The organism is Pseudoxanthomonas sp. GW2 (assembly GCF_000283075.1).
Classification (GTDB): domain Bacteria; phylum Pseudomonadota; class Gammaproteobacteria; order Xanthomonadales; family Xanthomonadaceae; genus Pseudoxanthomonas.
In genome coordinates this window covers 1-9151 of the sequence record NZ_ALIP01000039.1, presented here as the reverse complement: position 1 = coordinate 9151, position 9151 = coordinate 1, and the positions used below count along the sequence as shown (strand labels likewise).

Below are 9151 nucleotides of genomic sequence, written 5' to 3'. Positions count from 1 at the left end.
CCGCGCCTGCGCCCTGGCCGCGGCCCTGGAACTGGGCAACCGCCACCTGGCCGCCGCCCTGGAGCGCGGCGAGGCCCTGACCGACCCGGCCAGCGCCGGCCGCTACTTCGCCCGCCGCCTGCGGCCGCGCCCGCACGAGGTCTTCGCCGCCCTGTTCCTGGACAACCGCCACCGGGCGCTGGCGTTCGAGGAGCTGTTCACCGGCACCATCGACGGCGCCGAGGTGCACCCGCGCGAGGTTGTGCGCCGGGCCCTGGCGCACAACGCCGCGGCGGTGATCGTCGGCCACAACCATCCCTCCGGCTGCCCCGATCCCTCGGCCGCCGACCGCGCCATCACCGCCCGGCTGCGCCAGGCCCTGTCCCTGGTGGAGGTGCGGCTGCTGGACCACTTCGTGGTCGGCGACGGCGAGCCGGTGTCGATGGCCGCGCGCGGCCTGCTCTAGGCCCCGCCGGCGCGGGCATCGGCCCGGGCCCGCGGACCGGGTAAAATAGGCGGCCAAACCGCAGAACCGGTCCCCCGTGAAGATCCTCCTGAAGGCCCTGGTCAGCCAGGGTATCGAAGCCCTGCGCGTCGCCGGCAAGCTGCCCGCCGACGCCCCCATGCCCGACTTCGTGATCGAGCGCCCCAAGACCCGCGAGCATGGCGACTTCGCCACCAACGCGGCGATGCTGCTGGCCAAGGCCGCGCGCACCAACCCGCGCGCGCTGGCCCAGGCGCTGGTCGAGGCCTTCCCCGCCAGCGACGACATCGCCCGGGTGGAGATCGCCGGGCCGGGCTTCATCAACTTCCATCTGGCCCCGGGCGCGTGGCAGCGCGAGGTCGCCGGCGTGCTGCGCCACGGCGCCGAGTACGGCCGCAACACCTCCGGCCAGGGCCGCACCGCGGGCGTGGAATACGTCTCGGCCAACCCGACCGGCCCGCTGCACGTGGGCCACGGCCGCGCCGCGGCGATCGGCGACTGCATCGCCCGCGTGCTCGACGCCAATGGCTGGAAGGTCAAGCGCGAGTTCTACTACAACGACGCCGGCGTCCAGATCGAGAACCTGGCCCGCTCCACCCAGGCGCGCCTGCGCGGGCTCAAGCCCGGCGACGCGCAGTGGCCGGCGGAGGCCTACAACGGCGACTACATCCAAGACGTGGCCGACGCCTACCGGCGCGGCGACACCGTGGAGATCGAGGGGCATTCGGTCACCGCCAGCGGCGACGTCGAGGACATCGAGGCCATCCGCCGCTTCGCCGTGGCCTACCTGCGCAACGAGCAGAACCAGGACCTGGCCGCGTTCGGGGTGGAGTTCGACATCTACTTCCTGGAAAGCTCGCTGTACCGCGACGGCAAGGTCGAGGAGACCGTGCGCGAGCTCACCGCCAAGGGCCATACCTACGAGGAAGGCGGCGCGCTGTGGCTGCGCACCACCGATTTCGGTGACGACAAGGACCGCGTGATGCGCAAGTCCGACGGCACCTACACGTACTTCGTGCCCGACGTGGCCTACCACCTGAGCAAGTGGCAGCGCGGCTACGAACGCGCGATCACCGAGCTGGGCGCCGACCACCACGGCTCGCTGGCGCGCGTGCGCGCCGGCCTGCAGGCGCTGGACGTGGGCATCCCCAAGGGCTGGCCGGAATACGTGCTGCACCAGATGGTCACGGTGATGCGCGGCGGCGAGGAAGTGAAGCTGTCCAAGCGCGCCGGCTCCTACCTGACCCTGCGCGACCTGATCGAGGAGGCCGGCCGCGACGCCACCCGCTGGTTCCTGGTCGCCCGCAAGCCCGACTCGCAGCTGGTGTTCGACATCGACCTGGCGCGCCAGCAGAGCAACGACAACCCGGTGTTCTACGTGCAGTACGCCCACGCCCGCGTGGCCGCGCTGTTCCGCCAGGCCGGGGAGAAGGGCTACGCCTTCGACCAGGACAACGGCCTGGCCAACCTCGCCCGCCTGGACGACGACGGCTCGCTGACGCTGGTCGTGGAACTGTCGCGCTACCCGGAGGTGGTGGAGGCGGCCGGCCAGTCGCTGGAACCGCACCTGGTGGCGCAGTACCTGCGCGACCTGGCCTATGCTTTCCACACCTGGTATGCGAACACGCCGGTGCTGGTGGACGAGGCCCCGCTGCGCGACGCGCGCCTGGCGCTGGCCCGCGCCGTGCAGCAGGTACTGGCCAACGGCCTGGGCCTGCTCGGCGTGGGCGCGCCGGAGCGCATGTAAGGCACCAGGCTACGGAGACCGGAAGACGATGGCGGCAAGACGCGGCAAGAGCCAGGCACGACGCAACGGCAGCAGTGGCCGGCCGGCGTGGGTGTGGCTGGTGGCCGGCCTGGCGCTCGGCGCCCTGGTGGTGCTGGGCGCGCCAGGCCTGCTGAAGCAGGACGGCGACGGCTTCGTCCGCTTCGGCCCGCGCGCCGATCCCGACGCGCAGCCGCCGCCGGTGGCCGACCCGGAGGCCATCGCCGAGACCGCGCCGGCCGAGCCGGCGCGCCCCGCCGCGCCGCCACCGCCGCAGTACGACTTCTACACCGTGCTGCCGGGCAACGAGGTGCGCATGTCCGACGCCGAGCTGGCCGCCAGCGCGCGCGAGGAACAGGCCCGCCGCGAACGCGAGGAGGCGCGCCGCGCCCGCGATGCGCTGGAAGGCCGCGCCCCGGACCCGGTGCCGTTGCGCGAGCCGGACCCGGCCATGGCCGGCGCCTCCACCGCCATGCCGGCCGCCGGCAGCGATGCCGGTGCGCCCACGCCCGCCCCGCCGGCGCCGGCCCAGGCCGCTACCGGCACGGGCGAGGCACGCTACATCCTGCAGGCCGGCGCCTTCGGCGCGCCCGGCGATGCGGAGGAAGTGAAGGCCAAGATCGCCATGCTCGGGCTCAGCGCCCGGGTGGAATCCGGCGAGGCCGGCGGGCGCACCGTGTACCGCGTGCGCATGGGGCCGTATGGCAGCGCCAGCGAGCTGGCCGCGGCCAAGCAGGCGCTGGCCGAAGGCGGCCTGCCGGCGGTGGCGATCAGGGCGCAGTGATTCCGCCCCGGGCGGAATCACCCCAAGGTTTGCCCGGCACAATCCCGGGCCCCGTGCCCGCTGCATCCATACCCCCTGCGCCCGCCGGCGCGCACCCCCTGGCCCAGGGGGTGCTGCCCATGCCCACAGCGCCCAGGGAGGCCGAAGCCCGGCCTCGCATGCGGTGGGCCACCGTCGCGTGACGGTGCGAGAATCGGCGGGTTTCTCCCGCGAGGAAATCCACGATGTCCAAGACCGTGTTCATCACCGGCGCCACCTCCGGCTTCGGCCGGGCGGCGGCGCGCCGTTTCGTCTCCGCCGGCTGGAAGGTCGTGGCCACCGGCCGCCGCGCAGACCGCCTGCAGTCCCTGGTCGCCGAGCTCGGCGCGGACAACGTGCACCCGGCGGTCTTCGACGTGCGCGACGCGGCCGCCATGGATGCCGCCCTGGCCGCGCTGCCGGAGGCCTTCGCCGGGATCGACGTGCTGGTCAACAACGCCGGGCTGGCGCTGGGCACCGCGCCGGCGACCCACGCCTCGCTGGACGACTGGAAGGTGATGATCGACACCAACATCACCGCCCTGGTCACGCTCACCCACCGCCTGCTGCCGAAGCTGGTCGAGCGCCGCGGCGCGGTCATCAACATCAGCTCGGTCGCCGGCGTGTACCCGTACCCGGGCGGCAACGTCTACGGCGGCACCAAGGCCTTCGTCAGCCAGTTCTCGCTGAACCTGCGCAGCGACCTGCACGGCACCGGCGTGCGCGTGACCACGATCGAGCCGGGCATGGCCGAGACCGAGTTCACCCTGGTCCGCACCCACGGCAACCAGGCCGCCTCCGACGCGCTGTACAAGGACGCGCACCCGATGAGCGCCGAGGACATCGCCGAGCAGATCTACTACGTGGCGACCCTCCCGCCGCACCTCAACATCAACCGGCTGGAGATCATGCCGGTGACGCAGAGCTTCGCCGGCTTCCAGGTGCACCGCGGCTGACGGCCGGCGGCGGCCGCGCCGCCGCGCGCCGGCACCGTCACTCGAACGGCGAGTCGGTCAGGTAGGTGTAGCCGGTCAGCCCCGCCTCCAGCGCCGCGGCCATGGCCAGCGCCTCTTCCTGCGGCAGCCCGGCGTCGTGCACCCGCTGCGCGTAAGCCGCGCGCAGGTCGTCCAGGCGGTAGCCCACGTAGTCCAGCATCACGTCGGTGGTGTCGCCGCGGCGCTGTTGCGCCAGCTCGTAGCCGCCGCCCTCGGCCAGTCGCACCTCGACCGCGTCGGTATCGCCGAACAGGTTGTGGATGTCGCCGAGGATCTCCTGGTAGGCACCGACCAGGAAGAAGCCGAGGCGGTAGCGCTCGCCGCGGCGCACCGGGTGCAGCGGCAGCGAGGTGTCCAGGCCGCCGTTCTCGACGTAGGTCTTGACCGTGCCGTCGGAGTCACAGGTCATGTCGGCGACCACGCCGCGGCGGGTCGGCGCCTCGTCCAGGCGCTCGATCGGCACGATCGGGAATACCTGGTCGATCGCCCACACGTCCGGGATCGACTCGAACACGCTGAAGTTGACGAAGTACTTGTCGACCAGGCGGTCGTTGAGCTCGTCCAGCACCGGGCGGTGGCTGCGCTCGTTGCCGTCCAGGCGCGCGCGCACGCCGTTGAGCACGGCGTAGAACAGGTCGTCCACGCGCGCGCGCTGCGGCAGGTCGATCTGGCCCAGGGCGTAGGCAGCCAGGCCTTCGGCATGGAAGTGCTGGGCCTCGTGGAACAGCTCCAGCGGCGGGCGGCGGTCGAGGTCGGCATGCAGCTCGCGCAGGTGGCGGATCGCCGCCGGCTCGTCGTCGTGCGGGTCCGGCACGCGCCCTTCCGGCGCCTGCTCGACCTCGATGGTGTCGGCCACCAGCACCGCGTGGTGCGCGGTCATGGCGCGGCCGCACTCGGTGACGATCCGCGGCGGGGCCAGGCCCTGCGCCGCGCAGGCCTCGGCCAGCGGCTGCACGATGTTGGCCGCGTACTGGTGCAGGCCGTAGTTGATCGAGCACTCGCTGCGCGAGCGGGTGCCTTCGTAGTCGATGCCCAGGCCGCCGCCCACGTCCATGTAGCGGATGCCGGCGCCCAGCCGCGACAGCTCGCTGAAGTAGCGCACCGCCTCGCGCATGCCGTTGGCGATGTCGCGCACGTTGGAGATCTGCGAGCCCATGTGGAAGTGCAGCAGCTGCAGGCAATCGGTCATGCCGCTGTCGCGCAGGTTCTTCCACAGGTCCAGCAGCTGGCGCGGGGACAGGCCGAACTTGGCCTTGTCGCCGCCGCTGTTCTGCCACTTGCCGGCGCCCAGCGAGGCCAGGCGCATGCGCACGCCCAGGCCCGGCTGCACGCCCAGCGCGCGCGCCTCCTCCATCGCCAGCCGCAGCTCGGATGGCTTCTCGATGACGATGAAGGTCTCCAGGCCCAGCTTGCGCCCGATCAGGGCCAGGCGGATGTACTCGCGGTCCTTGTAGCCGTTGCACACCACCAGCCCGCCGGGCCGCGACAGCGCCAGCACCGCCATCAGCTCCGGCTTGCTGCCGGCCTCCAGGCCGAAGCCCTCGCCGTGGTGCGAGGCCAGGGTGCCGGCCACGCCGCGGTGCTGGTTGACCTTGATCGGGTACACCGCGGTGTAGCCGCCGGCGTAGCCGGCGTCGTCCATCGCCAGGGCGAAGGCCGACTGCAGCTGCGCCAGGCGGTCGCCGAGGATGTCCGGGAAGCGCAGCAGCAGCGGCAGCTGCATGCCGCGCGCGCGCGCCGCCTCCACCAGCTCCGGCAGCGGCAGCGCCGGGCCGCCCTCGCCGCGCGGCCGCACCTGGATCGCGCCGTCGGCCACGTCGAAATAGCCCCCGGACCAGTGCGGGATGGACCAGGTGGCGCGGGCGCGGTCGGCGGACCAGTCGCTCATCGGGCAGGACTCGGATGGTGAAAAGGACGCGCATTCTAGCGCCGACGTGCGCCGCGCTCCGTTACAATGCGCGCCCTTCGCCGCCGCCCCCCGGCGGCGCCCCGCCCTCCCGGCCGCCGCCGCGGCACCCCCTGCTCCCCACGAGGACTGCCCATGAGCACCCAGGACAACTGGTACATCGAGCGTTTCGAGCCGACCGGATCGGCCATCGGCTACCGGGTCGAGGCCAAGCTGGACGAGGTGCAGTCCCGCTTCCAGAAGATCGAGGTCTACCGCACGACCGACTGGGGCAACCTGATGCTGATCGACGGCGCGGTGATGCTCACCAGCCGCGACAACTTCCTGTACCACGAGATGATCACGCACCCGGCGCTGTTCACCCACGCCGCGCCGAAGCGCGTGGTGATCATCGGCGGCGGCGACTGCGGCACCCTGCGCGAGGTGCTCAAGCACCCGGGCGTGGAGAGCGCGACCCAGTGCGACATCGACGAGCAGGTCACGCGCATGGCCGAGAAGCACTTCCCGGAGCTGTGCGAATCCAACGCCGACCCGCGCGCCGAGCTGCTGTTCGACGACGGCGTGGCCTACATGGCCAACTGCCCGGCCGGCAGCGTGGACGTGGTGATCGTCGACTCCACCGACCCGGTCGGCCCGGCCGAGGGCCTGTTCAACAAGGACTTCTACGCCAGCTGCTTCCGCGCCCTGAAGGAGGACGGCATCCTGGTGCAGCAGTCCGAATCGCCGCTGGCGCAGCTGGAGCTGATCAAGGCGATGCGCGCGGAGATGGGCAAGGCCGGCTTCTCGACCTTCAAGACCCTGCCGTTCCCGCAGCCGTGCTACCCGACCGGCTGGTGGAGCGTGACCCTGGCGCGCAAGGGCCAGGGCTTCGGCTTCCGCGAGGCCGACGCCGAAGCCAAGGGCTTCGGCACCCGCTACTACACCGCGCACCTGCACCGCGGCGTGCTGGTGGCCCCGCCGTTCGTGGCCCAGGCCCTGGGCGAGTAAGCCGGACCCGGCCCGGCGGCCATGTCCCCGCCGGCGCCGCCACGCGCTGACCCGTTCAGCTGGCGGCAGGGAAACCTGAACTTTTTAAGGCTCCGTTCTGCGAACGGAACATAGCCTTTTCTTAACATTCATAGTTACCAGACGCGCCGGTTTTATATTTGCGCCTGGTGTTACCCCCCACCCCGCGGCTCCCCCTTCCCCTTCCCGCGGGCACGAAGAAGAAGAAGAGCCATGAACACCTTTGCCGATGCCGCAGGCATCGCCGGGCGGCAGTTCGAGGCGCCCGTGCTGCTCAAGGAAGGCACCCGCCTGCTGGAGCCAGACGTCTACCGCACCCTGGTCAAGGGCCGCGTGGCCGTGGTCAAGGATTACAGCCGCTACCGCCGCACCCCGCTGGCGCCGCTGGCGCGGCTGCTGGTGCGGCGCGAGGCGCGCGCGCTGGGCCGCCTGCGCGACTGGGCGCACGCGCCGATGCTGCTGGGCATCGTCGGCGGCTTGGCGCTGGCGATGGAGTTCGTGCCGGGCGAACCGCTGGGCGCGCAGCGCCGGGTCAGCGAGGACACCTTCCGCCAGCTGCGCGGCGCGTTGGCGCACCTGCACGCCAACGGCATCACCCACAACGACCTGCACCCGGCCAACGTGATGGTCAGCGGCAACCGCGTGGTCCTGCTGGACTTCGCCTCGGCCCTGCGCGTGCCGCGCTGGATGCGCAACGCCCCGGTGGTGCGCGAGCTGCGCCGCAGCGACCTGGCCAACGCGCTGAAGATCGAGCAGCGCCTGACCGGCCGCGCGCCGGGCGAGTTCGTGTCGCAGGTGCTGGCCGATCCGCGCTGGGTCACCGCCGTGCGCGATGGCTGGAAGCGCTTCTACCGCGGGTTCAAGGCCACCTTCGGCGGCTGAGCCGCCGACCGGATCGCCGGCGCGCCTCAGAGCGCGTCGGCGTCCAGCTCGCCGGTGCGGATGCGCACCACCCGGCCCAGGTCGTACACGAACACCTTGCCGTCGCCGATCTTGCCGGTGGCCGCGGCCTTGACGATCGCCTCCACCACCGCGTCGACGCGGTCGTCGGTCACCGCCACCTCGACCTTCACCTTGGGCAGGAAGTCGACCACGTACTCGGCGCCGCGGTAGAGCTCGGTGTGGCCCTTCTGCCGGCCAAAGCCCTTGACCTCGGTGACGGTGATGCCCGCGATGCCCTGGCTGGCGAGTGCCTCGCGCACGTCGTCCAGCTTGAACGGCTTGATCACGGCCATGATCATCTTCATGCGTTGGTCTCCGGGTCGCCACATGGGATAACGGGGCGCACAGGATACCGCGCCGCGCTGCTTGCCCAGCAGCACCCGCCTCCTGTCCAATGCGCCAGGCTCGGAGTTTTCCCACGCCGCGCCGCGAACCCCGCCGACTGCCGTGCCCCCCGTCGCCGGCGCACACTGCCCATCCCGCCGGAGGAGCACCCATGATCGACCTGAACCACATCGACGACCTTGCCCGCCGCCTGAGCGAGCTGGTCCCGCCGGGCCTGCGCGAATCGCGCGAGGAGCTGCAGGCCAGCTTCCGCGCCGCGCTGCAGGCCGGGCTGTCGCGCCTGGACCTGGTGACCCGCGAGGAGTTCGACGTCCAGCGCGCGGTGCTGCTGCGCACCCGCGAGAAGCTGCACGAGCTGGAGCGGGCGGTGGAGCAGCTGGAAGCCCGGCTGGCCGCCGGCGACGGCGGAAGCGGCACCGCCCACTGATCCACCATGGGCCTGGCCCTGGTGCACAGCCGCGCCCGTGCGGGCGTGGCGGCTCCGGCCGTGCAGGTCGAGGTCCACCTCTCCGGCGGCCTGCCCTCCACCCAGATCGTGGGCCTGCCGGCGGCGGCGGTGCGCGAATCCCGCGACCGGGTGCGTGCGGCCATCCTCTGCGCGCAGTTCGAGTACCCGCAGCGGCGCATCACCATCAACCTGGCCCCCGCCGACCTGCCCAAGGACGGCGGCCGCTTCGACCTGCCGATCGCGCTGGGCATCCTCGCCGCCAGCGGCCAGATCGACCGCGACGCGCTGGCTGGCTGCGAGTTCCTCGGCGAGCTGGGCCTGACCGGCGAGCTGCGCGCGGTGGACGGCGTGCTGCCGGCGGTGCTGGCCGCCGCGCGCGACGGCCGCCGCCTGGTGGTGCCGGCCGCCAGCGCGGCCGAAGCGGCGCTGGCACGCCAGGCCGAGGCCTATGTCGCGCGCACCCTGCTGGAAACCTGCGCC

Annotated in this window: 10 protein-coding genes; 8 read left to right on the top strand and 2 right to left on the bottom strand. The window is 72.4% G+C overall.

Features of this window, described 5'->3' with window-relative positions; genetic code table 11:
- From radC to B351_RS0103260, 4 genes are all read left to right on the top strand, one after another.
- A partial coding sequence (gene radC, locus B351_RS0103275; RefSeq protein WP_019397626.1) for a DNA repair protein RadC occupies window positions 1–445 on the top strand: 445 nt, incomplete at its 5' end.
- Between the two features lie 76 nt (window positions 446–521).
- Entirely contained in the window at window positions 522–2210 is a 1689-nt protein-coding gene (argS, locus tag B351_RS0103270) for an arginine--tRNA ligase (RefSeq protein ID WP_019397625.1), read from the top strand.
- A 28-nt stretch (window positions 2211–2238) separates the two neighbouring features.
- A complete protein-coding gene (locus B351_RS0103265) occupies window positions 2239–3012 on the top strand; it encodes an SPOR domain-containing protein (protein ID WP_026010292.1) in 774 nt (257 codons plus the stop codon).
- Between the two features lie 224 nt (window positions 3013–3236).
- Window positions 3237–3986: an SDR family NAD(P)-dependent oxidoreductase gene (locus tag B351_RS0103260; protein ID WP_019397623.1), complete on the top strand. Its 750-nt coding sequence runs from the start codon at window positions 3237–3239 to the stop codon at window positions 3984–3986.
- 37 nt (window positions 3987–4023) lie between these two features.
- Here the strand turns inward: B351_RS0103260 and speA are convergent, their stop codons facing one another.
- Window positions 4024–5913, bottom strand: coding sequence for an arginine decarboxylase (speA, locus tag B351_RS0103255; protein ID WP_019397622.1), 1890 nt, complete (start codon window positions 5911–5913; stop codon window positions 4024–4026).
- A gap of 153 nt (window positions 5914–6066) precedes the next feature.
- On the opposite strand from speA, the gene speE reads away from it, so the two are divergent.
- A complete protein-coding gene (gene speE, locus B351_RS0103250) occupies window positions 6067–6918 on the top strand; it encodes a polyamine aminopropyltransferase (RefSeq protein WP_019397621.1) in 852 nt (283 codons plus the stop codon).
- A gap of 231 nt (window positions 6919–7149) precedes the next feature.
- Complete coding sequence (locus tag B351_RS0103245; RefSeq protein WP_019397620.1) at window positions 7150–7818, top strand: RIO1 family regulatory kinase/ATPase; 669 nt, start codon at window positions 7150–7152, stop codon at window positions 7816–7818.
- 26 nt (window positions 7819–7844) lie between these two features.
- Here B351_RS0103245 and B351_RS0103240 read toward each other — a convergent pair whose 3' ends face one another.
- Window positions 7845–8183 (bottom strand): P-II family nitrogen regulator, encoded by a 339-nt coding sequence (locus B351_RS0103240; protein ID WP_019397619.1) that lies wholly within the window; start codon window positions 8181–8183, stop codon window positions 7845–7847.
- Between the two features lie 191 nt (window positions 8184–8374).
- On the opposite strand from B351_RS0103240, the gene B351_RS0103235 reads away from it, so the two are divergent.
- Both B351_RS0103235 and B351_RS0103230 read left to right on the top strand, forming a co-directional pair.
- Window positions 8375–8650 carry a ubiquinone biosynthesis accessory factor UbiK gene (locus B351_RS0103235; RefSeq protein WP_019397618.1) on the top strand — a complete coding sequence of 92 codons (276 nt, stop codon included), beginning with the start codon at window positions 8375–8377 and terminating at the stop codon, window positions 8648–8650.
- A gap of 6 nt (window positions 8651–8656) precedes the next feature.
- Window positions 8657–9151: magnesium chelatase domain-containing protein (locus tag B351_RS0103230; protein ID WP_019397617.1), on the top strand; the 495-nt coding region annotated here is incomplete at its 3' end.

What these genes read in the sequence shown, in the direction of transcription:
- B351_RS0103265 (WP_026010292.1), top strand. Translation starts at nt 2,239, where the DNA reads ATGGCGGCAAGACGCGGCAAGAGCCAGGCACGACGCAACGGCAGCAGT.
- B351_RS0103260 (WP_019397623.1), top strand. Translation starts at nt 3,237, where the DNA reads ATGTCCAAGACCGTGTTCATCACCGGCGCCACCTCCGGCTTCGGCCGG.
- speA (WP_019397622.1), bottom strand. Translation starts at nt 5,913, where the DNA reads ATGAGCGACTGGTCCGCCGACCGCGCCCGCGCCACCTGGTCCATCCCG.
- speE (WP_019397621.1), top strand. Translation starts at nt 6,067, where the DNA reads ATGAGCACCCAGGACAACTGGTACATCGAGCGTTTCGAGCCGACCGGA.
- B351_RS0103245 (WP_019397620.1), top strand. Translation starts at nt 7,150, where the DNA reads ATGAACACCTTTGCCGATGCCGCAGGCATCGCCGGGCGGCAGTTCGAG.
- B351_RS0103240 (WP_019397619.1), bottom strand. Translation starts at nt 8,183, where the DNA reads ATGAAGATGATCATGGCCGTGATCAAGCCGTTCAAGCTGGACGACGTG.
- B351_RS0103235 (WP_019397618.1), top strand. Translation starts at nt 8,375, where the DNA reads ATGATCGACCTGAACCACATCGACGACCTTGCCCGCCGCCTGAGCGAG.